The 23,205-nt window shown below is 58.0% G+C and carries 21 protein-coding genes and 3 tRNA genes; 6 read left to right on the top strand and 18 right to left on the bottom strand.

Annotated elements, in window-relative coordinates; translation table 11 throughout:
- Positions 1 to 18: 18 nt before the first annotated feature.
- The 4 genes from bilS to B5F28_RS06865 form a co-directional block, all read right to left on the bottom strand.
- Positions 19 to 522, bottom strand: a complete 504-nt coding sequence (gene bilS, locus B5F28_RS06880) for a flavodoxin family protein BilS (RefSeq protein ID WP_087294634.1) — start codon at positions 520 to 522, stop codon at positions 19 to 21.
- Positions 523 to 582: 60 nt separating this feature from the next.
- The gene (gene bilQ, locus B5F28_RS06875) at positions 583 to 1,068 is read right to left on the bottom strand and encodes a bilirubin utilization transcriptional regulator BilQ (protein WP_087294632.1); all 486 of its coding nucleotides are present in this window, start codon (positions 1,066 to 1,068) and stop codon (positions 583 to 585) included.
- Positions 1,069 to 1,220: 152 nt separating this feature from the next.
- Positions 1,221 to 2,567 (bottom strand): redoxin family protein, encoded by a 1,347-nt coding sequence (locus B5F28_RS06870; RefSeq protein WP_087294629.1) that lies wholly within the window; start codon positions 2,565 to 2,567, stop codon positions 1,221 to 1,223.
- A 226-nt stretch (positions 2,568 to 2,793) separates the two neighbouring features.
- Positions 2,794 to 3,696, bottom strand: coding sequence for an RICIN domain-containing protein (locus B5F28_RS06865; RefSeq protein WP_087294627.1), 903 nt, complete (start codon positions 3,694 to 3,696; stop codon positions 2,794 to 2,796).
- A gap of 401 nt (positions 3,697 to 4,097) precedes the next feature.
- On the opposite strand from B5F28_RS06865, the gene sfsA reads away from it, so the two are divergent.
- Complete coding sequence (gene sfsA / locus B5F28_RS06860) at positions 4,098 to 4,796, top strand: DNA/RNA nuclease SfsA (protein WP_087294625.1); 699 nt, start codon at positions 4,098 to 4,100, stop codon at positions 4,794 to 4,796.
- Between the two features lie 60 nt (positions 4,797 to 4,856).
- On the opposite strand, the gene B5F28_RS06855 is transcribed toward sfsA, so the two are convergent.
- The 4 genes from B5F28_RS06855 to B5F28_RS06840 form a co-directional block, all read right to left on the bottom strand.
- Positions 4,857 to 6,185, bottom strand: a complete 1,329-nt coding sequence (locus B5F28_RS06855) for a putative ABC transporter permease (protein WP_087294623.1) — start codon at positions 6,183 to 6,185, stop codon at positions 4,857 to 4,859.
- A gap of 254 nt (positions 6,186 to 6,439) precedes the next feature.
- A tRNA-Trp gene (locus tag B5F28_RS06850) sits at positions 6,440 to 6,515 on the bottom strand.
- A gap of 175 nt (positions 6,516 to 6,690) precedes the next feature.
- A tRNA-Thr gene (locus B5F28_RS06845) sits at positions 6,691 to 6,766 on the bottom strand.
- 4 nt (positions 6,767 to 6,770) lie between these two features.
- A tRNA-Asp gene (locus B5F28_RS06840) sits at positions 6,771 to 6,847 on the bottom strand.
- Positions 6,848 to 7,080: 233 nt separating this feature from the next.
- Here B5F28_RS06840 and B5F28_RS06835 point away from each other — a divergent pair.
- On the top strand, positions 7,081 to 7,464 hold the full coding sequence (locus B5F28_RS06835) for a hypothetical protein (protein WP_087294620.1): 384 nt from the start codon (positions 7,081 to 7,083) through the stop codon (positions 7,462 to 7,464).
- 69 nt (positions 7,465 to 7,533) lie between these two features.
- Here B5F28_RS06835 and B5F28_RS06830 read toward each other — a convergent pair whose 3' ends face one another.
- From B5F28_RS06830 to B5F28_RS06810, 5 genes are read right to left on the bottom strand one after another with little or no spacing between them, the layout of a single operon-like run.
- Positions 7,534 to 8,775: a hypothetical protein gene (locus B5F28_RS06830; protein WP_087294617.1), complete on the bottom strand. Its 1,242-nt coding sequence runs from the start codon at positions 8,773 to 8,775 to the stop codon at positions 7,534 to 7,536.
- Between the two features lie 13 nt (positions 8,776 to 8,788).
- Entirely contained in the window at positions 8,789 to 10,045 is a 1,257-nt protein-coding gene (locus B5F28_RS06825) for a hypothetical protein (RefSeq protein ID WP_087294615.1), read from the bottom strand.
- Positions 10,042 to 10,788 carry a hypothetical protein gene (locus B5F28_RS06820; protein WP_087294613.1) on the bottom strand — a complete coding sequence of 249 codons (747 nt, stop codon included), beginning with the start codon at positions 10,786 to 10,788 and terminating at the stop codon, positions 10,042 to 10,044. The genes B5F28_RS06825 and B5F28_RS06820 overlap by 4 nt, the downstream gene beginning before the upstream one ends.
- Positions 10,785 to 12,185: a sensor histidine kinase gene (locus tag B5F28_RS06815; RefSeq protein ID WP_087294611.1), complete on the bottom strand. Its 1,401-nt coding sequence runs from the start codon at positions 12,183 to 12,185 to the stop codon at positions 10,785 to 10,787. The genes B5F28_RS06820 and B5F28_RS06815 overlap by 4 nt, the downstream gene beginning before the upstream one ends.
- On the bottom strand, positions 12,182 to 12,841 hold the full coding sequence (locus B5F28_RS06810) for a response regulator transcription factor (protein ID WP_087294608.1): 660 nt from the start codon (positions 12,839 to 12,841) through the stop codon (positions 12,182 to 12,184). Before B5F28_RS06810 ends, B5F28_RS06815 begins: the two co-directional genes overlap by 4 nt.
- A gap of 223 nt (positions 12,842 to 13,064) precedes the next feature.
- On the opposite strand from B5F28_RS06810, the gene B5F28_RS06805 reads away from it, so the two are divergent.
- The 4 genes from B5F28_RS06805 to htpG all read left to right on the top strand — a co-directional run bounded on the left by B5F28_RS06805 (position 13,065) and on the right by htpG (position 16,996).
- Positions 13,065 to 13,439 carry a GntR family transcriptional regulator gene (locus B5F28_RS06805; RefSeq protein WP_087294606.1) on the top strand — a complete coding sequence of 125 codons (375 nt, stop codon included), beginning with the start codon at positions 13,065 to 13,067 and terminating at the stop codon, positions 13,437 to 13,439.
- 4 nt (positions 13,440 to 13,443) lie between these two features.
- Positions 13,444 to 14,298 (top strand): ABC transporter ATP-binding protein, encoded by an 855-nt coding sequence (locus B5F28_RS06800; RefSeq protein WP_087294604.1) that lies wholly within the window; start codon positions 13,444 to 13,446, stop codon positions 14,296 to 14,298.
- Positions 14,295 to 14,951 carry an ABC-2 transporter permease gene (locus B5F28_RS06795; RefSeq protein WP_087294601.1) on the top strand — a complete coding sequence of 219 codons (657 nt, stop codon included), beginning with the start codon at positions 14,295 to 14,297 and terminating at the stop codon, positions 14,949 to 14,951. Before B5F28_RS06800 ends, B5F28_RS06795 begins: the two co-directional genes overlap by 4 nt.
- A 122-nt stretch (positions 14,952 to 15,073) precedes the next feature.
- On the top strand, positions 15,074 to 16,996 hold the full coding sequence (gene htpG, locus B5F28_RS06790) for a molecular chaperone HtpG (protein WP_087294599.1): 1,923 nt from the start codon (positions 15,074 to 15,076) through the stop codon (positions 16,994 to 16,996).
- A gap of 311 nt (positions 16,997 to 17,307) precedes the next feature.
- Here htpG and B5F28_RS06785 read toward each other — a convergent pair whose 3' ends face one another.
- From B5F28_RS06785 to B5F28_RS06765, 5 genes are all read right to left on the bottom strand, one after another.
- On the bottom strand, positions 17,308 to 18,630 hold the full coding sequence (locus B5F28_RS06785; protein WP_087294597.1) for a pyrimidine-nucleoside phosphorylase: 1,323 nt from the start codon (positions 18,628 to 18,630) through the stop codon (positions 17,308 to 17,310).
- 18 nt (positions 18,631 to 18,648) lie between these two features.
- Complete coding sequence (locus B5F28_RS06780; RefSeq protein ID WP_087294595.1) at positions 18,649 to 19,593, bottom strand: ABC transporter permease; 945 nt, start codon at positions 19,591 to 19,593, stop codon at positions 18,649 to 18,651.
- Between the two features lie 3 nt (positions 19,594 to 19,596).
- A complete protein-coding gene (locus B5F28_RS06775) occupies positions 19,597 to 20,664 on the bottom strand; it encodes an ABC transporter permease (protein WP_087294593.1) in 1,068 nt (355 codons plus the stop codon).
- Positions 20,657 to 22,156, bottom strand: a complete 1,500-nt coding sequence (locus tag B5F28_RS06770) for an ABC transporter ATP-binding protein (protein WP_087294778.1) — start codon at positions 22,154 to 22,156, stop codon at positions 20,657 to 20,659. The genes B5F28_RS06775 and B5F28_RS06770 overlap by 8 nt, the downstream gene beginning before the upstream one ends.
- A gap of 205 nt (positions 22,157 to 22,361) precedes the next feature.
- A complete protein-coding gene (locus tag B5F28_RS06765) occupies positions 22,362 to 23,204 on the bottom strand; it encodes a YjjW family glycine radical enzyme activase (RefSeq protein ID WP_087294591.1) in 843 nt (280 codons plus the stop codon).
- Position 23,205: the final 1 nt, after the last annotated feature.

Genomic DNA, 23,205 nt, shown 5'->3' with positions numbered 1-23,205 from the left:
TGTTATTTTTGGAAATACTTACGCCAGGCAGCCTTTGGCCCAGGCAGCAGCGGCTTCCAGATCGTTGGTATCCGGGTGGGCCAGCGCCGCATCAAAGTTCTCGATGAGCATCTGATAGCGGGCGTTCTCCGGCTCCTTGGCCTGCATGGCCTCGTAGCGGCTGCGCACTGCCTGGGGCATCCGGCCCTGGCACATATAGCCGCCGCCATACACCGCACCGGCGGGCAGGTTTTCCCGCACACGGGCCAGGATCTGATCGAAGTACTGCTGGCTCTGGCCGAACCCGGCGGTGCCGAACAGATACACGGTCTTGCCTTCTGCCTGCTTCAACAGCTCGGCCACCTTTGCATCACAGCTGCCTTTATCGGTCCAGAAGCCCACAAACAGCACATCCGCCTGCAGCGCTGCCGCGTCCGGCGCGCCGCAATAGAGCAGCTCCCCGGTGGGCAGCTGCTGTTCAATTGCCTCGGCCAGCTGGCGGGTGTTGCCGGTGTTGCTGGAATATACAATGGAGTAACGCATAGTTTTTCCTTTCCTGCATGGTTGCAGATTGCCGCCAGCCTGGCGGCGGTGATGGGTGATTTATTCCTGACAAGTTTCCTTGCGGATTGCTTTTCGCACCGGCCCCGGAGCCGATTCCATGGGGGATTTTGGCATGGGGATACCGGCCATTGCTTTTTGCAGCAGCCCCTTCAGCTGCGTCACCTCTTCCTCGCTCATGCCCTGGGTGCGCTGGGCTTCCCACTGATAGAACCACCGGCCCGCCTGAACAAAGGCCTCCCGGCCCTGTTCGGTCAGCTCCAGCACCACCGCCCGTTTATCCTGCTGGGAACGGGTGCGAGTCATGAAGCCCTGCTGCACCAGCTTTTCCACCGAGCGGGTGGTATGGCCGCTGTCCGCCCCGATCACCGAGGCCAGCTCCCCTGCTGAACAGCCCGGATGCCGCCCCACATACAGCAAAAAGTAAAGCAGCCCCTGAGAAAGCCCCAGCTCCTTGAGCCGCTGGGCGCAGAATTGGGTGAAGTCCCCCCGCAGAAGATTGATATAGAACGCTAGTGTCTGTTCCATGTTCCGTCTTCCTCCTGTTTGATTTTCACTGACAAAATCAATTATATGAATTTATCTGCATTTGTCAAGTATTTTCTCAAAAAAGAGGCGTTTTCCCCATTTGCGGGAAAACGCCTCTTTCTTTTTCCAATATCAATCGGCCGATGGCGGGATCAGTTTGCCCGAATGCCGCTCACGGTCTGGTCGATGATGCTGTCCATGATCTCGCGGGTCATGCTGCCCTGCAGATAGCCAAACAGGTTGCCCTCGCTGTCGATCATGAAGGTGGTGGGGAAAGCCGAGATGCCGTAGTTCATCAGTACATCGCCGGTGGTATCCATCAGCACCGGATAGGTGTAGCCGCCCTCCTCCAGGAAGTCTGCAATGCCGTCCGCATCCAGGGTCTCCTGATTGAAGGGGTTGTCCTCACTCTTCGGTGCAGCCACGCCCAGAATGATCACATCACCGGTGTTTTCGCCGTGGTCCAGATACAGCTGCTGGATATCCGGCATCTCCTTTTTACAGGGACCGCACCAGGTAGCCCAGAAGTTCAGGAATACGGTCTTACCCTTGTAGTCGGAAAGGGTATGCTCATTGCCGTACTGGTCTACCAGAGTGAAGTCCGGCGCGGCAACCACCGGGTACTCCTCTTCCTCCGGGCTGCTGGCCGCACTCTCCGGCTGGCTGGAAGTGCCCGATTCCGCCGGGGCGCTGCTGGCCTGCGGCTGGCTTTCAGCCTGAAACTCCGGCTGACTGCTGCTTACCGCCTGGGACGAGGATGCCCCAGTGCCGGAACCGCCCACGCCGGACAGATAACCGGTGAAGCTGTTCATCCAGCCGGTAAACATCATTACACCCATCAGGATCAGCAGCACGCCGCCCGCCTTGGCGGTGTACTTGAGCCAGGAGGTATGGCGGCGGAAGAAGGACAGCACCTGGCTGGTGAACAGGCCCACCGCCAGAAAAGGCAGCACAAAGCCCAGGGTATACACGCCGATGAGCAAGAAGCCCTGGGTCCGGGAGGCGGAGGAACCGGCCATAACCAGCACACTGGTGAGCGCCGGGCCCACACAGGGTGTCCAGGCAAAGCTGAAGGTGAAACCCAGGATCAGGGCGGTGAGCGGGTTCATGCTGAACCGGTTCAGATCAAAGGGCAGGCGGCGTTCCTTCTGCAAAGCGTCCACCTGCAAAAAGCCCACCTGATACAGGCCCAGCAGGATGATCAGAATACCGCCCAGCCGGGCTACCAGAGCCCGGTTGCCGCTGAGCAGCTTGCCCAGCGCCGTGAAGCCCAGACCCAGCATGAAAAAGGCAAAGCTTACACCCAGAATGAAGAAGATGGTATTGCGCAGCGCAATGCGGCGGCGCTGCTTGTCGGTCAGACTGGCACTGGCCGTGCCGCCCGCCAGATAACCCAGATAAAGCGGTACCAGCGGCAGTACGCAGGGCGAGAAAAAACTGAGCAGGCCCTGTATGAATACCGTAAACACCGAAACACTGGTTTCCAGATTAAAACCCATAAGCGAATGGTCCTCCCATGGTAAGAATATGTATCAGTATAGCAAAACTGGCCACGCGGTTACTGTAGCATAATCACAGACGCGGCAAAATTTCACATTTTGCATCGCTGCACATAAAAAGCAGCCCACCTGCCTGGGGCGGGACGCCGGCGACGCAAATCACCGGAACATCTCTCTCCAGGGCAGGCGGACCGCCCTGCGTTCTATTTAAATTGCCGTGCTCAGATTACTTGGCAGCGCGGCGCTTGCCCACCTTTTTCAGGTTCGGCTTAGGAGCGGGCTTCGGAGCCTCAACCGGCTTCACAGCTTCCGCGGCCTTCTGTTCCTCGGCAGCCTTCAGGGCCTTGGTTTCCTCAGCGGCCTTCAAGGCCTTCTGCTCTTCAGCAGCCTTCAGAGCTTTCTGCTCCTCGGCGGCTTTCAGGGCCTTCTGCTCTTCAGCGGCCTTCAAAGCCTTCTGCTCCTCGGCAGCCTTCAGGGCCTTGGGCGCCTCGGCGGCGGGCTCAGCCTTTTTGCGGGCAGCGCGGGGCTTCTTGGGGGCCTCTGCTTCCTCGGTCTTTTTGGCAGCGGTCTTCTTGGCCGCGGGCTTGCGGGCGGCGGTCTTCTTTGCGGGCTTGGCTTCCTCGGCGGGAGCAGCTTCGTCCGCGGGCTCAGCCTTTTTGCGGCTGGCTCTCTTGGCCTTTACTTCCTCCACGACCCACAGCTGGTTGTCGCCGTTCACATCCTGCCAGATCTGCAGGCGGGCGCCGTTGTCCTGGCTCATGCCCACCACATCCAGGCACTTGCCGGACAGGTTAGACTTGATCTTCACTCGGCCGTCGCCGGTGTTCTCCAGAACCCACAGCTGGCTGGAGCCGCTGGTGCCTTCCCACTGGTGCAGCCAGGTGCCGTCTACCACGCCGCCGGCGATCAGGTCGAGCATCTTACCGGTGAAGCGGTTGCAGATGCGATACACGCCTTCCCCGGCGCGCACGAAGGACCACTGCTGCCACTCTTCGCCCGCGTAATCCCACAGCTGAATGGCCGCGCCATTTTCAGTGTTGAAATCCGCTACTTCAACAACCTTGCCATTTGCACTTGCAATGGTGTAGAATTTATCGGGACTGATTACCGTCTGAACCGTCTTTTTCATGATGTTCGCTGCTCCTTCCTTATCTAAGGCAATACCGCACAATTCACGGTTCAAGCCTCAGGCGCGTATCACGCCAAAATTTTCCGTAATATTTTCCCAAAATGCTCGCCAAGCCACCAAGGCTTGTCTGCGCGTTTTGGTTCATCTCACAAAAAATTTTCCGGCGTGCTCCACCACCTGGAATAATGATGCGGTATCGCCCTGAAACCGCAAACCAAGCCAGCCGTACGTTCCTCTCTCCTCCAAAGCTGACACGTTTGCCTTTTGCTTTGTTTCTTGCCTGATTATACCATATTATTCTGTTAAAATCCAGTGGTTGCGCCCCTGCGAAGAATACTTCACAATTGTGCCAAAATTCGTCAGAAAAAAAATGCCAGCCACATTTCAGGAGGCCGCTTTCTATGCAATATTCCGCCGTTGTTCCCGCCCACTTTCTCAGCCGCCCCAACCGGTTCATCGCCCGGGTGGAGCTGGAGGGGCAGATTCTGAATGTCCACGTAAAAAATACCGGCCGCTGCGCCGAGCTGCTGCGCCCGGGCTGTACCGTTTACCTGCAGCCGGGCGACAATCCCGCCCGCAAAACGCCCTACGACCTGATCGCTGTGGACAAGGACGGCCTTCTGGTGAATATGGATTCCGCTGCCCCCAATCAGGCGGTGGCGGAATGGCTGGCCGCAGGCGGCATCGGTCCCCTGGACGAGCTGCGCGCCGAGTATAAGCTGGGTGCTTCCCGCTTCGACTTCTTTGCCCGTCGGGGCGAGGAGAAGATTCTAATGGAGGTAAAGGGCTGCACCCTGGAGGAAAACGGCTTTGCCCGCTTCCCGGACGCACCCACCCTGCGGGGGCTCAAGCATGTGGAGGAGCTGGCTGCTCTGGCCGGTCAGGGCTGGCGCTGCTATGTGATGATCCTGCTTCAAATGGAGGGGATGAAGCAATTCTCCCCCAACTGGGCCACCCACCCGGACTTCGGCCATGCGCTGCGCCGGGCGGTGGAGGCCGGCGTCACACTGCTGACCTACGACTGCCGCGTCACCCCCTCCAGCCTGACGGTAAATGCTCCGGTCCCCGCGGATCTGACCCCGCCGGAAAGTCTTATGTAAACGGAACAAAAAACGCGCCCTGGCCAGAGACCAGAGCGCGTTTTTTCTGTTTCGGGCCAATCAGCCCGCAAGCTTCATATTCTGATACCGCTGGGTGAGATATTCATCCGGATACTGCTCATCCAGGAATTGCTGCACCGCGTTGGTGGCGGGAATGCCCTTTTCCCGCTGGTCCATACGGCCCAGCGCCATGCAGGAGAGAGCCACATCCACTGCCAGCAAAACCACCAGCACCCAGGTGAGCACCTTGCCCACCTTCATGGGGATCTTCTCGATCAGGGCCGAGAGGCGGGGGTAGACCTCCTTGACCCAGACCACCGCGGCAATGCCCCAGAACACACAGTACAGCAGGTTGATACGGCCGTTCAGGTTGAAGGGGATCTTGCTGTAATCCCAGAAAACCTTGCCGAACAGCTTCTCGGTGACCACGCTGCACATATACTCGTACACGCCGCCCATCAGCGCGCCGCCTACGAAAATGTAACGGTCGCTCTTGTCCATCAGGCCGCGCAGCACCACGGTGAGGATCGCCGCACCCAGGCCCCAGACCACGCTGAACGGACCATACAGAAGACTGCTGCGGCTCATCAGCACGCCGGAGGTGCCCCACACGAAAACGGTCTCGATCAGATCGCCCACAAAGGCACCGATCAGAAACAGCCAGAACAGCTTATAAAAGCCGATGCCCTCGGCAAAAACATTGGAGGCGGGACGCACCTCCTCACCGGACAAGCGGGTCAGGTTGGGGAAGGCCTTGGCCAGATGCCGTTTCTGGTAGCCGTGATACCAGCCCAGGGTGCGGGTGGTCACGCCATCGCCGATGGTCTCGCTGGCCTGCTGCAGATATTCCGCAATGGGGCCGCTCATCTTCCAGCGGCGGCGCACCGCATGCACGCCATAGACCATGACCAAACCGTCCACCGCCAGCACAACTGCCAGCACCAGCGCCAGAATCTGCAATGCAATTGCAGGCAGGAAGCTCAGGCCCCAGTGCAGCACCGGGGTCAAAAAGCGCACGGCCAGAGCCACCAGAATGCCCTTAACCAGAGAACTCTCCAGGCAGATATAGCCCTTCAGGTTCATGGGCCGGTCGGAGTAATCCCACCAGCGCCGGCCAAACTGCCGCTCCAGAATGACACCGGCCACCACTTCAATGGCGGCACACAGAACCACAGAGCCCAGCACAAACACAAAAAGATTATTTTCTCCCGGTTCCAGAAAAACGCCGGCCAGGGTGGCCATCAGGCCGTAAAGCGGAACAATGGGACCGTTCATGACGCCTCGGTTCACAAACCGGCGCTGCTTCACCGCGGTGACCGCAACCTCAGCGCACCAACCCAGAAAGGCATAGATAATAAAATACAGGAACAACATGCTTAATTCATACATACAATTTCTCCTTTGGGCGGAAATTCTCCGCCACCTTCAGCAATAGTTCGCCGGGATTGCTTCCTTTCTTCCGGGCTTAACAGTGTAGCTTAAGTGTACCATATCCTACCGTAAAATCAATTGCACAAACAACGAACTTCGTTCCAGGATCATTTTTTACCGGTTTCATATATGATTATTGCCCCGCATCGCAGAATTACCTTCCGAGTCAAAACAACAAAAAACCCGTGAATGCTTTCGCATTCACGGGCCTTTGGCAGGGGCAGAAGGATTCGAACCCTCGGCACGCGGTTTTGGAGACCGCTGCTCTACCAGCTGAGCTATACCCCTTTATTCTGTTGCCCCGTTCGTCGGGTGCCTTATTACTATACCAAAAAACGAGCCGCCTGTCAACAAGTATTTTCGATTTTTTTACACTTTTTTCTGTCCCGCTTTCGGGACAGAAAGCACTCTGTCTCAAGGCAAAAAATGAGCCCTTTCGGCAAATTCCGAAAGGGCTCTACCATGGAGCTGCTAAGCAGATTTGAACTGCTGACCTCATCCTTACCAAGGATGCGCTCTACCGACTGAGCTATAGCAGCAAGATGGCGACCCGGATGGGGCTCGAACCCACGACCTCTAGCGTGACAGGCTAGCGTTCTAACCAACTGAACTACCGGGCCATCTTTGCGTTGCCGCATCAGCGACGTTGTTTATTATACGTCATGAAAAGAGAAATGTCAACAGCTTTTTTCACATTTTTTCAAATTTTTTCGAACTCGTTTTTTCGTCTTATTTTGCTCTCTTTTTGCCCCCTTTTTCTGGCGGCAGAAGCCTAAACCTGTTATAATAAAGGAAATACACGCCGCCTGCTCTGCCGCCTGTTGGCGGCCCGGCAGCGGGAAGGGAAACTGCCATGAACATTTCTGCCAAACAGCTGGCGGGTGCAAACTGCGGCCGCCGCTACGAAAAGGAATACCTGAACAAATTCCGTGACTGCCTTTCGTTCTACTACGACGGCAAGGTCCGCTTTGAGCGCTTCTGCTACGGCGAAGGCGCCTGCTTCGTATTCGGAGTATGGGCCAGCATCTCGCCGGAGGGCGTGCTCAGCTACCAGCAGCCCTTTAACCCGCTGGTGGACCCCAACGCTCTGCCCAAGGCCCTGACCGGACAGGAGGGTGATGTGCTCTACTTCGACAATCAGCGCTGGAAGTGGGAGGTTGCCTCCGATTTCACCTCCGATGCCAAAAACGGCTATACCCCTCTTAAGGTAAAGCTGGACAAGCTGCTGGGCCGGTAACCTTTATTAAAATCAACAGCCCGCCGGGTAACGCGTTCTGCATGCGCTACCCGGCGGGCTGTTTTTTTGTCAGAATTCCGCTTCCGCCTGAACCGGCAGATACTCCTTTCCACCCTGACAATACTCATCCAGTGTGAAAATACCATACAGCCGTTCGCTGGTATTCATGGAAAAGACCTTGCCGTCCGTACCGGTTTCCGTTATGGGATATTCCAGATCTCCCAGATCCGCCAGAAGACGTCCGTTTCCCAACGCCTGCAGCGCAATGACATCCGTTACACCCCCATTGTGACCGCGGGAAAGAGCCTTGATCTCCACCGGCTGGCCATTCTGCTCCACCCAGCTCTGCCCATGGGCTTCGCCGTCATTCCAGCTATAGATCAATCGGCCCTGAGTCAGATGGACCGGGTTTGCATATCGAATGCCCGGCTGCACCTGCGCAAATTCCGTCCGTGTACCATCGGCCGGATTAATTTGCTCCAGCATTCCGCTTGCCCGCTGATACGCAAACAATGCCGTATCTCCTTCCGCTTTCCAGATCATGCCCTGAGCCAGATCCTGCTCAAAAATCTTCTGCACCGTGTTCTCCCAGCGCAGCAGATACAGGCAGGTCGTCCCCTGATTTTCCTCTTCTCCGGTACCGCTGGTCTGTTCCACCACAATGCCATTCTCTGTATAAAGCAGCGGGTACGGATTCTCCGCCAACTGCCAGCGACAAACCTCTTCGCACTGGCCGAACCGCTCGGAGTCCTCCACATTCACCCGCCACAAATTCTGGTATTGCTCGGCGCTGCACATATAGTACAAACTGCCCCCGTCCCGATACACGGGTCCGCTCACCGGCAATGCGGAAATCTTTGTCTGCGAACGGAGCACCTTTCCGCTCAGGTCCCGCAGCTCCACCGACGCTTCGCCATCGATCTGCCAGAACAGCGCCAGCTGCCCCGACTCCGTCTCCGTCATCTGAATGAATCCATCCCTGCGCAGCCATGCATCGCAGTCCCGGTCGGAATGTGCACAGCCCGCTTTACCGCACAAAACCGTCCGCTGCCCGGTTGTTAAATCCACCGATTGCAGAAGGCATCCCCCGTCGATCTGCCGTCCGCCCGCCAGAAATGCCTGATCGCCGGACACGATCCAAACACTTCCGTCCCCCTGACTGGATTGCGCAAAATGCAGTCCCCCCAGGGTCTGTTCCACATTGGCCTGCTCCGCTGCCGGGATTGGCTCGCTTTGGCTCCGGGCGGTGCCGCAGCCGACTATCAGCAGCAGGCTAACCGCCAATGCCGTTGCTTGGATATGCTTTTTCATCGTTTCTCACTCCTCAAAATGCCCCTTGAATGGGCAGACATTCCGCATCGTTCGCCATATACTGCTCCGGTGTGAACAGGCCGTAACGGAATTCACTGGTCTGGTCGGAGACCAGTTTTCCGTCCTTATCCCGGTAACTGGTTTCCACCATGGTTTCGTTCAGCTGCACCAGCAGCCTGTCCCCAATCACGGCCAACGGAACCGCCGGACCAATTGTTCCGTTCCGGCTGGTCTGGCGGACAATCGGCTCCACGGTTCCATCTTCATGGATAGCGAGCGCCTGCTCTGCTCCGCCTTCCCGTAACATCCCTACATATAATGTATCCTCCAGCCAGAACGGTGTTCCCACCAGCGAAAGCCCCGTTTCCAATTCAGCGATCTGCACGCTCTCACCCGTGGCAGAGTCCAGCCGTTCCAGCCAGCCGCTCACACTGTCGTACAAACAGATGGTAGGCTCCGGTTCCAGGCTGCCGGAATATTGGGCTGTCCAGAACATCTGCTGGGGCTGCGCCCGGCGGATGGTGCGTATTTCTCCATTCCACAGCAGTTCGCTGAGAATCTGCCCACCATCGGTCAGTTGACAAACCAGCAATCCGTTTCCGGTGGTCTGCCCGGTGAGGATCGAGGTATTTTCCAGCTGCCAGCTTGCTGCTTCCTCCATACTTCCGAACGCATCGTCCGCCTGCGTATGGATGCGGTACAGCCGATACAGAGGCAGCCAGCCGGACTGGTACCACCGATCCTCCCGCACCACATATAAATCTTTACCGTCGCTGTAAAATCCGGAAGGAGACCAGCCCTGCCCTTCCTCCGGCAAGGCTATGGGCGCCTGAATCAGGGTGCCGTCCGCTGCCCGCAGCTCCACGGCTGCTTTGCCGCCCAGCGCCTTATTGGTCAGATAATATAAGACCAGATCGCCGTTTTCCAGGCAGTTCACATAGGGCAGCGTGCCCTGCTCTTCCACCCAGGCCGGACAATCCGCGCCGCTGTGGGGGCATTCCCGCTGCGAACAGAGCGGTGTACAGCTGCCATCGGTCAGGTCGATGGCCTGCAGAAAGGCCCCCTGTCCACTTCGGGCCACGGTGAAGGCATTCTCGCCTTTGATGCTCCAGTCCACCCCTCTGCTTCCGCCGGTCTGGTACAATGCACTCTTCACTGTGGGCTGCGCTGTCGCTTCTGTGAACACTTCGCTTTGAGCGGGCTGTATGCCGCAGCCTGCCAGCAGCAGAAGGCTCAATGCCAGCGCCGTCGTTTTTGTTATGCAGTTCATGCCGTTCCCTCCTTCTTGTCTTTCATTGCCGTGGCGATCTGTTCCGGCGTTTTGTGCTCTGCGCCAAGCTCTGTACCGCCCTTGTCCGATGCATACACATACAGCTGCGCCGCCGGGGAATAGGCAGCGGCAAGATGGCCGTCCTCACTGGAAAGATCCTGCCAGTCGGTAAATTCTGTCACGTTCAAAAATCGTTTGTATTCCTCCAACAGCTCAGCTGCCCGCAGCTGCCCGCCAACACTCCATCGCAGCCGCACCACTTCTTCACCGGGGCCCAGCTCCAGCAGAAGGCTGTCGGCCTCTGTGCTCCACTCATAGCGCACAAAGCCCGCCGTATCCCGCATAGCATTTTTGCAGGCATCGGGTTGTTCGGTTTCAAGCAGCGCATACGCTGCCGCAGTTTGCGTTTCATCCAGCAGGCCTGCTTTTCGCAATTGTTCCAGTGCTGCGCCAATCGAATTCATCTGTCCCTCTTCGGTTTGCTCCAACACCTGCCAGCCGTTGGAATCCCATTCCGGCGTGCTGCCCGCCAGGAACTGCCGGTCATACAGAAGCTTTGCCAGCGCGTTCTCCCGCCCCTGGCTGGAAAGGGCATTTTCTTCCGCCGGGCGGGAATGGCTGGTTTGCAGCAGCCTTGCCTGCTGCATGACACAGAAGGCAGAGGGCAACCCCATACAGGCCAGCACCAGCAGCAATGCTCCGGCGCAGAACAGGCTCGTTTTGATTCGCTGTTTTTTGCTCATCCCGCCGCCTCCTTTAATGTAAATCGTACCGTTGTGCCCTCTCCGGGCTGGCTCTCAAATTCCAGCCGGGTGCCGTGCAGCCGGGCAATGCGATCGCAGAGTGCCAGACCGAAACCACTGCCGTTCTGGGCTCTGGCGCGGGATTTATCCACCATATAGAATGGCTCGGTGATGCGTTCCAGCTCTGTCTGCGGGATTCCCCGGCCCCGGTCACGCACCGTGATCTCCATCTGACTGCCTTCCCAGCAAGCGGCAATGTGTATCCTGCCGTCCTTCGGCTCGGCCCGCATTCCGTTGCTGATCAGATTTTCCAGCAGCGCAGTGAGCAGCTCCTCGTCTCCCAGAACACAGCCTGTTTCAAAGCCCTGCCAGCACAGCCGGATCGGGCATTCTGCGGGCAGAGCGCGGGCGGTCTTTTCCGCCAGCGCCGCCAGCGAAACCGGGCGCAGCTCCAACGTTTTATGCTCCGGGTCCAGCGTCATGAAGGTCATCAGCTTGGCGCTCAATGCTTCCAGCCGTTTTGTCTCGTGATAAATGTAATTTGCCGCCCGCTGGCGCAGCTCCGGCTTCACCTCGGCGCTGCGCAGCAGATCCGCATAGCCCAGCATACTGGTCATGGGAGTTTTCAACTCATGGGTAAAGGCGCTCACAAAGTCCTCTCGCTGGTGCACCGCCAGATCCAGCTGCCGCGCCCGCTGCTCCACCGCCTCGGCCATGACATCAAAGCTGGCGGCAAGGCTGGCCACCTCATCGGTTCCGGTCATGCCGGTTCGCCGGTCGTAGGAGCCCGCCGCGATGGCCCGTGCGGATTCCTCCAAGGCTTTCAGCGGCCGGGTCAGGCGGCGGCTCACCGCCCACACCACCAGCGCCACCCCGGCAAAGGCAAGCACTTCCAGGCGGGCAAACCCCGCCAGCTGCTGGTTCCGCAGCCGGAACACCTCGCTCACATCGCAGCTGCTCACCAGCCACAAGGTTCTCCCCTGCCACTGCACCGGGCTTGCAAACAGCTGCCAGATGTTTGCCCCCTCTTTGGCGTAGGTCATTTCGTCCGCTCCTGCATCCACTGCCCGCAGCACCGGCTGCCAGCCATTCACCATTCCGATACCGGAATAGAGGAAGGCTCCCTCTTCGCTGAGGATGGCCAGCCCTTCCCCTGTCTGCGCGATGCGCTGCTGCCCGTATCGGGTCACCAGTGGGGACTGGGTCTCCAGGTCCGGGTTTTCAATCATTTCCTTTTGCAGCTGATAGCACTCCGCCCGATGTGCGGCCGCATTCTGCTGCGCCGCCGCCCGCAGCTGGGCGGAAAATCCGCTGCCGATCAGCCAGGCCGCCCCCAGATTCAACAAAAGCGCCAACAGCAGCAGGATGGCAAATGTCAGTTTGGCTGCCAGTTTCACGTTTCCACCTCCAGTAAATAACCGATTTTATACACCGTCTTGATCTTATCTGCAAGGCCCAGCTTTTTGCGCAGACGCTGGATGTGCAGATCCAGCGTGCGGCTGCCCGCTTCCTCCTCGCCGCCCCACACCCGCTCGTACATCACATCCCGGTAGAGGGCAATGCCCTGGTTGCGCAGAAGCAGCACCAGCAAATCAAACTCCCTGGGCGTGAGGGCCACCGGTATACCGCCTTTTTCCACCCGGCGGGCCACCGGGTCCACCACAATGTCAAAGGCCCGCAGCACCCCGCCGCCCCGTCCTGCCCGGCGCAGCACACTTTCCACCCGGGCCAGCAGCTCCAGCGGCTCGAAGGGCTTCACGATATAATCGTCCGCTCCCATGCGCAGGCCCCGCACCCGGTCTGCCAGCATGCCCTTAGCGGTCAGGAAGATCACCGGCGTTCCGGTGGGTCGCACGTATTCCATCAGCTCATAGCCATCGACACCCGGCAGCATGATGTCCAGCAAAATCAGATCGTACCGGCCGGTCTCGATCTTATCCGCGGCAGTATCGCCGTCCAGCGCGATCTCGCACTGGTAGCCCGCCTGCAACAGGGTAAGCTCGATCAGCTCGGCAATGGGGCGTTCATCGTCAACAATCAAAATGGGATTCATTGGGGTTCCTCTTTTCTCTGTTCCAGTGCGGATGCCCGCCCTGTGCTTTGATGATATCTGCAGTTCGTATCAAAATTGTATCATGCTCTTATCCAACCGGGTGATTTTTGCGCTTTTTTCAGATTTTTTCTCCGGAGCCTTGACAACTGTGTATATAAGCGTATATACTGTATATATCAGATATGTACAGTCTGATAAATTAAAGGAAAAGCGAGGAAGACTGATGGAGATCTACATCAGCAATTCCAGCCCAAAGCCGATCTATGCCCAGATCACCGACCAGATCCGCGCCGCCATTTTTGACGGCAGGCTCAAGGAGGGTGAGGCGCTGCCCAGCATCCGGCTGCTGGCCAAGGAGCTGCGCATCAGCGTGATCACCACCAAACGGGCCTATGAGGACCTGGAAAAGGCCGGGTTCATCAATACGGTGCCCGGCAAGGGCTGCTTCGTTGCACTCCAGAACATGGAGCTGCACCGGGAGGAGACCCTGAAAAAGATGGAGGGATACCTGCAGCAGGCGGTGGACACCGCGCTGGCCGGGGGCATCAGCAAGGCGGAGGTGCTGGCAACATTGAACCTGTTGTTGGAGGGAGACTGATCCTATGGAAAACGCAATCTGCATCCGCGGCCTGTGCAAACATTACAAGGATTTTTCGCTGGAGAATCTGGACCTGACCGTGCCCACCGGCACCATCGTGGGCTTTGTGGGTGAAAACGGCGCGGGCAAAACCACCACACTGAAGGCTATCTTCGGGGCCATCCGTACCGACGGTGGCAGCATTGAGGTGCTGGGCTGCACCGACCCCAACCGGCTGGACAAATCCCAGATCGGCGTGGTGATGGAGGATTCCTTCTTTTATGAGACACTCACGCCCCGCCAGGTGAACAGCATCATGAAGAGCCTGCAGCCCGGCTGGGACTGCGCCGAATTTGCCCGGCTGCTGGAGGCCTACCAGCTGCCGGAGAAAAAGCTCATCAAGGATATGAGCAAGGGCATGCGGATGAAGTTCCAGCTGGCCACCGCCCTGGCCCACAAGCCCCGGCTGCTGATTCTGGATGAAGCCACCAGCGGTCTGGACCCGGTGGTGCGCGGCGAGGTGCTGGACTACCTGCGGGACTACATCCAGGACGAAAACCACAGCGTTCTGATGAGCAGCCACATCACCAGCGATCTGGAAAAGGTGGCGGATTCCATCGCCTATCTGCACAAGGGGCGGCTGCTGTTCCAGATGGACCGGGACGAGCTGCTGGAAAAATACGGCATTCTGCGCTGCAGCCCGGAGCAGCTGGAGGCGCTGGACAGCCGGATCAAGGTGGCCACCCGCAAGACGGGCTTCACCTGTGAGACGCTGGTCAGCGACGCGGCCGCCGCCCGCCGGGCTCTGCCGGATGCGGTGATCGACCGGGCCAGCATCGAGGACATCATGCAGTTTTATACCGGGAGGGATGCACAATGATCGGCCTGCTGAAAAAAGACTTCTTCATTCTCTGGCATGCGTACCACAAAAACCTTGCCCTGGTCCTGGTGCTTTACAGCGCTATGGCTCTGGCGATGGACTTCACTTTCATGGTGTTTTTCTTCGCCTGGATCTCCGGCTTCTACATTCTGAGCGGTTTGACCATCGACAACTATTCCAAATGGGACCTGTACGCCGCCAGCCTGCCGGTAAGCAAGCGCCAGCTCGTGGGGGCCAAGTTCATCCTCATCACCCTTGCGCTGCTCATCAGCTTTGCCATCGGCACACTGCTGTGCGGTCTGCTGGCTTTGCTGAAGGGCGAACCTTTGATGGAAAACCTGCTTAGCCTGCTTGCGTTTTCCTTTGTCTGCCTTGCCTACTTCGGCATTTCGCTGGTGCTTTCCTACAAATACGGCGTGGAAAAGGCCCGCACCGCAGTGCTGCTGGTTGCGGCGGCGCTGTTCGGCTGCGTGATGGTACTGGGCAAACTGGATCTGCTGCAGGATATGGCACTGCCTCCCCTGCTGCAAACGCTGTTTCTGGGGGATCTGGCCGTCTGGGGCTGGGCTGTGGTGATGCCGGTGGGCTGCATCGCGGTATACCTGATTTGCTGGGCCCTTGCCACCCGCATCTACAGCCGCAAGGAGTTTTAAACTTTTTGTGAACCCTCTTGCAGTTTTCTTCAAAAAGGTGTATATTAGATTAGCACTCAATCATAACGAGTGCTAATCTTTTTTGTTTTACAATAACTTTTCATAAAAGGGAGCGTTCAATCATGGCTGTGAAAGAATTTAAGGCCGAAAGCAAAAAACTGCTGGATATGATGATCCATTCCATCTACTCCAACAAGGAGATCTTCCTGCGCGAATTGATCTCCAACGCCAGCGACGCCATCGACAAGCTCTATTTCAAGAGCCTGACCGACCACGCCGTTACCACCAAAAAAGAGGATTATCAGATCCTGCTGGAGCTGGACAAGGCAAACCGCACCCTGACCCTGACCGATAACGGCATCGGCATGACCAAGGAAGAGCTGGAGGAAAACCTGGGCACCATCGCCCGCAGCGGCAGCCTGGACTTCAAGAAGGACAACAAAGCCGAGGACATCGACATTATCGGTCAGTTCGGCGTGGGCTTCTATTCCGCCTTCATGGTGGCCAGCCGGGTCACCGTGATCAGCCGCGCCTTCGGCAGCGACACCGCCTGGCAGTGGGAGAGCACCGGTGCTGAGGGCTACACCATCACCGAGGCCGACAAGGAAGACGTGGGCACCAAGATCATCATGGTGATCAAGGAGAATGCCGAGAACGAGAACTACGACGAGTTCCTGGACGAATACAACCTGGTGCACATCGTGAAGAAGTACAGCGACTATGTGCGCTACCCCATCCGCATGGAGCGGGAGAAGACCCGCGCCAAGGAGCGCCCCGCCGATGCCGGTGAGGATTACAAGACCGAATACGAGACCTACACTGAACTGGAGACCCTGAACAGCATGGTTCCCCTGTGGAAGCGCAGCAAGAGCGACGTGACCGACGAGGAGTACAACCAGTTCTACAAGGATAAATTCTACGATTTCACAGATCCCGCCCGGGTGATCGTGAGCCGCACCGAAGGCACTGCCACCTATAACGCTCTGCTCTTCATCCCCGGCCACGCTCCCTTCAACTACTACAGCCGAGACTACGAGAAGGGTCTGCAGCTGTACGCCTCCGGCGTGCTGATCATGGACAAATGCGCCGACCTGCTGCCCGACCACTTCAGCTTCGTGAAAGGCATTGTGGACAGCCAGGACCTGAGCCTGAACATCAGCCGTGAGATGCTGCAGAAAGACGGCCAGCTCAAGCTGATCCGCAACAGCCTGGAAAAGAAGATCAAGAACGAACTGAACGCCATGAAGAACAACGACCGTGAGAAGTACGACGAGTTCTTCAAGAGCTTCGGCCGTCAGCTGAAGTTTGGCTGCTACGAGGGCTACGGCGCCAACAGCGACCTGCTGAAGGATCTGCTTCTCTTCCACAGCGCCAAGGAAAACAAGCTGATCAGCCTGCAGGAATATGTGGACAAGATGCCTGAGGAGCAGAAGTACATCTACTACGCTGCCGGCGATTCCACCGAGCGTCTGGCCAAGCTGCCCGCCGCTGAGCTGGTGCTGGACAAGGGCTATGACCTGCTGCTGCTCACCGAGGATGTGGATGAATTCTGCCTGCAGATGCTGCGTCACTACGGCGAGAAAGACAAGGAGAAGGAGTTCAAGAACATTTCCAGCGGCGATCTGGGGCTGGAATCCGAAGAGGAGAAGAAGGCCGCCGAGGAGGCCAGCGAGGCCAACAAGGACCTGTTCGAGGCCATGAAGACCGCACTGGACGGCAAGGTCACTGCGGTGCGCCTGTCCACCCGTCTGAAGAGCCACCCGGTCTGCATCGCCAGCGAAGGTCCTCTGAGCCTGGAGATGGAGAAGGTTCTGAGCTCCATGCCCAACAGCGGCGACATGCCCGCCCCCAAGAGCGAGAAGGTGCTGGAGCTGAACGCTTCTCATCCTGTATTCGAAACTCTGAAGAACCTGCAGGCAAACGGCGAAACCGAAAAGCTGGGCAAGTACGCGAATATCCTGTACAATCAGGCCCTGCTCATTGAAGGCATGCCCATCGAAGACCCCGTGGCCTATGCCCAGGCTGTGTGTGAGCTGCTGAAGTAATTCTGGCTCCCCTGCCCCGATCTCCCCAAAAGCAAACAGAACAAAACCGCCCGATATCGTCAGTCACGCTGATGATATCGGGCGGTTTTTTAATTCCGCTTTGTTTATTCAATCCGATATATTCCTATTAGTTTATAGAATACGCACTTTTTCTGCCCGCACGTACAAAGAACGACTCTCTACAGCTCTTCGAGAGTATAGTCTGTTGATGCCTCCAAACTCCCCCAGGTCTGACCGGCTTACAGTCATTTTTGCGATAATAAAAAGACCCGGTGGAAAACCGGGTCTTTTTATTACGTTTCGTATAAGGCTTAGAACCGCTCCACGCCTTCCTCAGTCACACGGGCCATAACCAGTGCGGGCACCGGCTCCGGCTCGGGACCGAAGGTGAGGGCTGCGCGGAACATCTCTTCCGCTGCATCAAACTTTTCTTCCTGATCCGCATACAGGGTGGCCAGGCATTCGCCCGCCTCCACCTTGTCGCCAGTCTTTTTGTGCAGCACAATGCCTGCCGCAAAGTCGATGACATCCTCTTTGGTGATGCGGCCCGCGCCCAGGCCGACGCTGGCGTTGCCCACCATTTCGGTGTTCATCCGTACCAGATAGCCGCTCTCAGCTGCCAGCAGCGGCCGGCTGAACTTTGCCTTCTGGAACTTGTCCGGGTCGTCCAGCACCGACACATCGCCGCCCTGGGCGGCAAACATCTGCTTGAGCTTCTCGTAGGCCGCGCCGCTGGCAACAGCCTCTTCCGCCATGCGGCGGCAGTCCTCCAGCGAGCCTTTGCCCGCCAGATACAGCATGTTGGCAGCCAGCTGGTAGCATACCTCGGTCAGGTCTGCCGGACCGTGGCCCTTGAGCACCTCCACCGACTCGATGACCTCCAGGCTGTTGCCGATGTTGTGACCCAGCGGGGTATCCATATCGGTGATGAGAGCAGCCACCTTGCGGCCGTTGTGCTGACCGATGCTCACCATGGCCTTTGCCAGCTCGATGGAATCGTCCAGTGTCTTCATAAAGGCACCGTTGCCGGTTTTCACATCCAGCAGGATGCAGTCAGACCCGGCGGCCAGCTTCTTGCTCATAATGGAGGAGGCAATCAGCGGTACACAGCCGATGGTGGCGGTCACATCCCGCAGGGCGTACATCTTTTTGTCCGCCGGAGCCAGGTTACCGCTCTGACCGATCACGCTGATGCCGATCTCATTCACCTGAGCGAAAAAGCGCTCCCGATCCACGGCGGTCTGGGTTCCGGGCACGGCTTCCATCTTATCCACCGTGCCGCCGGTGTGGCCCAGTCCACGGCCGCTCATCTTGGCGATTTTCACCCCGCAGGCAGCCACGATGGGCGCGATGACCAGAGTGGTCTTATCACCCACACCGCCGGTGGAGTGTTTATCGGCCTTGATGCCGGAGATGGCGGAAAGATCCACCATGTCGCCGGAATGAGCCATCACATCGGTGAGCTGAGCAGTCTCCTTTTCGGTCATGCCTCGCAGATAGATGGCCATGAGCAGGGCGCTCATCTGGTAATCCGGCACCTGGCCGTTTACGAAACCCATCACCGCAAATTCCAGCTCTTCGCGGCTCAACACGCCGCCATCGCGCTTTTTCGCGATAATATCAAACATACGCATAGGGCCGCAGCCTCCTTGTTATTTTGCTTTCACGTAGGGCTTGCCGTTTGCAGAAGGCACATGAGCCTTACCCACGAACAGAATCAGCACAACCACGGTGACCACATAGGGAATCATGGAAATCAGCTGAGCGGATACCATCGCGTTGCTGCCCACGACCACGCGGATGCCGGAGCACATGCCAAACAGCAGACAGGCAATCATGGCACCCTGAGGACGGAACTTACCGAAGATAACGGCAGCGATGGCAATGAAGCCCTGGCCCACGATGGAGGTGGGACGGAACTGGTTCATGGTGGCCATGGTCACACAGGCGCCGCCCAGACCGGCCAGGAAGCCGGAGATGCAAACGGCGGAGAAGCGCATGCGGATCACGTTGATGCCCAGAGTATCACAGGTCTCGGGATGCTCGCCACAGGCACGCAGGCGCAGACCGTAGCGGGTCTTGTAGAACACAAACCACACGATGACCAGCACGATGAACACCAGATAGGTGGTGGCATAGGTGGAGAACACATTCTTCATAAAGTTGTTCCACACGCCGCCGCCGGTGAAGGCATCGGCAAACAGGGTGGGAATCTTGCTGGTGGAGTCCAGAGGCGCCGTATCGGAAGAATTGAACAGCGCTTTCGCCATCAGCACCGCCACACCGGGAGCCAGGAAGTTGATGGCAGTACCGGAAATGGTCTGGTCTGCGTTCAGCTTCACAGTGGCCAGCGCATGCAGCGCGCCGAACAGCATACCCGCCAGGCCGCCGCAGATAAAGGACAGCCAGGGATTGCCGGTGTAATGGCCGGTGGCCGCGCCCACGAAGGCACCGATGGTCATCATGCCCTCGATACCGATGTTCACCACGCCGCTCAGCTCAGAGAAGCAGGAGCCCATAGCCGCGAACAGCAGCGGAGGGGTGAACAGCAGGGTGGCGTAAATGATAATGCCAAGGTTGTTTACGATCAGATCCATTGCTCAGGCCTCCCCCTTCTTGTTGTTCTTGCGTTTTTTCACAAAGCGGAACACATGGGAGATGGCGATGAAGAACACGACCGTACCCATGATGATGTTGATCACCTCAGACGGGGCACCGATCAGGTTCAGCTTGGAGCCGCCATACTTCAGCGCACCGTAGAACAGGCCGGCAAAGAACACGCCAATGGGATTGGAAGCGCCGATCAGCGCCACACTGATGCCCTGGAAGCCGAAGCTTTCCTGAGCGGTGAAAATGCTGATACGGCTGCCCATGCCCAGCAGCTGGATCGCGCCGCCCATGCCGGCCAGCGCGCCGGAAATGGCCATGGCGATGTAAATGGATTTATTCACGCTGATGCCGCCATATTCCGCAGCCGAGCGGTTGAAGCCCACCGCCTTCAGCTGATAGCCCAGGGTGGTCTTTTCGATGATCACATAAACCAGAATCACAGCCAGCACAGCCAGCAGGATACCCCAGTTGGAAGCAGGGCACAGAGCGTCCAGCCAGGCCTGAGGGAACAGAATGCGGGCCGCATCCTGCACATTCTTGGTTGCCTCGGCATTGCCCTCGTTGTGGATCATGGGCAGATCCGCAATGTAGTTGGACAGATAGAAGGCGATCCAGTTGAACATGATCATGCTGAGCACCTCATTGATGCCCCACTTGACCTTCAGGAACGCCACGATCAGGCCCCAGACCGCGCCCACAGCCAGTGCCGCGATAAAGCACAGGGGAACCAGAATGATCGCCGGTGCGGGCACCAGAATGCCCACCACACAGGCCGCCATGGAGCCCATGACGAACTGACCTTCGGCACCGATGTTGAACACGCCGGTGCGGAACGAGAACGCCACCGCCAGACCGGTGAAGATCAGCGGGGTGGCATATACAACGCTGTAGGCCATGTTGCGCACGCTGCCGAACACGCCGTCAAACAGCTTGGCATAGGCCTCAACAGGGCTGATGCCCATGGGCAGCAGGAACAGTGCGCCCACCACAAAGCCCAGCAAGATCGAGAACAAAGTCACCAGGAACTTGCTGTTCAGGAATTTTTCCAGTTTATTCATCCGCCTTACCTCCTGCCATCCACAGGCCAAGGGTATTTTCGTCCGCATCTTTGCCGGGCAGACTGCCGTTGATCCGCCCGTCAAAGATCACGTCGATCTCGTCTGAAAGGCTGATGATCTCATCCAGCTCAAAGGATACCAGCAGCACGGCCTTGCCCTTGTTGCGCTGCTCCACGATGTATTTGTGCACATACTCAATGGCGCCCACGTCCAGGCCGCGGGTGGGGTTCACCGCGATCAGCAGGTCCTTGTTGTTGGTGACCTCGCGGGCGATGATGACCTTCTGCTGGTTACCGCCGGACAGAGTGCCGGCAGGCTTGTTCAGACAGTCGCGGGGGCGAATGTCGAACTTTTCAATGGCCTCCTGGGTAAAGCTGTTCACCGCATCCATCTTACGAATGCCGTGGCTGGAGTATTTGTCCTCCGCAAAGTTCTGCAGAACCATGTTGTCAGCCACACTGAACTCCAGCACCAGACCATGCTTCTGCCGGTCTGCAGGAATGCTGGATACGCCATGCTCGAAGCCGTAGCGGGGCGATTTGTTGAAGATGTCGGTGCCGTTCACAGTGATGGAGCCCTTGGTGGCCTTACGCAGGCCGGTGATGCATTCCACCAGCTCGGTCTGGCCGTTGCCATCGATGCCCGCAAGGCCCAGGATCTGGCCCTTGCGCACCTGCAGGTTCAGGCCGCGCAGGATCTCCACGCCACGGTAATCCACCGCGTGCAGGTCCTTCACATCCAGAACCACATCGCCGGGCTCCTGCTCCTGCTTGTCCACCTTGAAGTTCACGTTGCGGCCCACCATCATACTGGCCAGGTCGTCCTCGCTCACCTTGTCCACTTCCACGGTATTGATGTACTTACCCATGCGGATGATGGTGCAGAAATCAGCCGAGGCCTTGATCTCCTTCAACTTGTGGGTGATGAGGATGATGCTCTTACCGTCCGCCGTGAGGCTGTGCATAATGTCGATCAGCTCGCTGATCTCCTGGGGGGTCAGCGAAGCGGTGGGTTCGTCCAGAATCAGGATCTCCGCGCCGCGATACAGCGCCTTCAGGATCTCCACGCGCTGCTGCATGCCAACGGAAATATCCTCGATCTTCGCGTCGGGGTCCACCGCCAGGCCGTATTTCTTGGAAATGGCTTCCACATTCTTGCGGGCGGTCGCCATATCCAGCATGATGCCCTTCTGAGGCTCCATGCCCAATACGATGTTCTGCGTAACGGTGAAAGGCTGCACCAGCATGAAGTGCTGGTGAACCATGCCGATGCCGGCGCTGATGGCCTTTTTGGGGCTGTCCATGTGGATTTTCTGCCCCTTGATATAAATTTCACCCGAGGTGGGCGGATACATGCCGTACAGCTGATTCATCAGCGTGCTCTTACCGGCGCCGTTCTCGCCCAGGATGGCGTGGATCTCACCCTTGTGCACGGTGAGTTGGATGCCGTCGTTGGCGGTAAAATCACCGAATTTTTTGGTGATGTTCCGCATGTCCACCACGACGGTGTTCAGGTCCAGGTTTGGATTGTGCAAAAATAAGCCTCCTTTTCACCTTGCGCTCCGCCCGCGTCATCGGCCTGCGTGCGGAGTGCAAAGCGGTCTCATATCCGACAGACGCCGCCCGGTTCACAAGCGGCGCCCATCGGTTCCGGGAAGGGTGCATGCCCTGCCCTGTTTTCCAGGATAATCGCGGCGATCAGGTGATCACCACATCGCGGATGCCCTGGCCGCGGGCCAGATCGGCCAGCTGCTGCAGGTATTCCGCCGTGGGCTGCTGCAGGCGCTCCTTCTCGCTTTCCCGCACGCCCATGGGACGGTAACAGATGATTTTATAGCGCATGGGGTGTTTGTCCTGCCAGGGGGCAGCTACCGCCGACGACTCCCGCACAGCGGTCTCGGCGTCAAACAAGCCGGGCACCACTACGGTACGCAGCTCCTCCAGCTTGCCCGCCTGGGCCAGAAACTCCAGATTCGCCCGCACCTGGGTGTTGTCCACCCCGGTGACGGCCTTGTGGTCCTCGCTGGTCCATGCCTTGATGTCCAGCATCACTCCATCCGTCACAGCCAGCAGCTCCGGGTCCGCGGAAAAGTCATAGCTGCCGTTGCTGTCCAGCAGGGTGGACAGCCCCTCGGCCTTGGCAATGCTCAGCAGCTCCACCAGAAAATCCCGCCAGCGGGTGCATTCTCCGCCGGAAACGGTGATGCCCCGAATAAACGGTACATTCTTGCGAACCTCCACCATGACCTCTTCCGGAGTCAGGGAGCGAACACGGGGCGACGAGCTGTTGGGGCACTGCTTGAAGCAGGCGTCACAGAACACACATTTGGTGTGATCGTAGCAGACCTTGCCCTCCTGCATGGAAAGCGCGCCCACCGGGCACACCGTTACGCACTGACCGCAGTTCACACACTGATTGATGGTCTCGGGGTTATGGCAGTAAAGGCAGTTGAAGTTGCAGCCCTGCAAAAAGATCGCGGTACGGTTGCCCGGCCCGTCCACCGAACTGAACGGGATGATCTTATTTACCAGCGCCTTCATA

The organism is Gemmiger sp. An194, from assembly GCF_002160145.1.
Taxonomy (GTDB): domain Bacteria; phylum Bacillota; class Clostridia; order Oscillospirales; family Ruminococcaceae; genus Allofournierella.
This window is presented reverse-complemented; position numbering and strand designations above follow the sequence as displayed.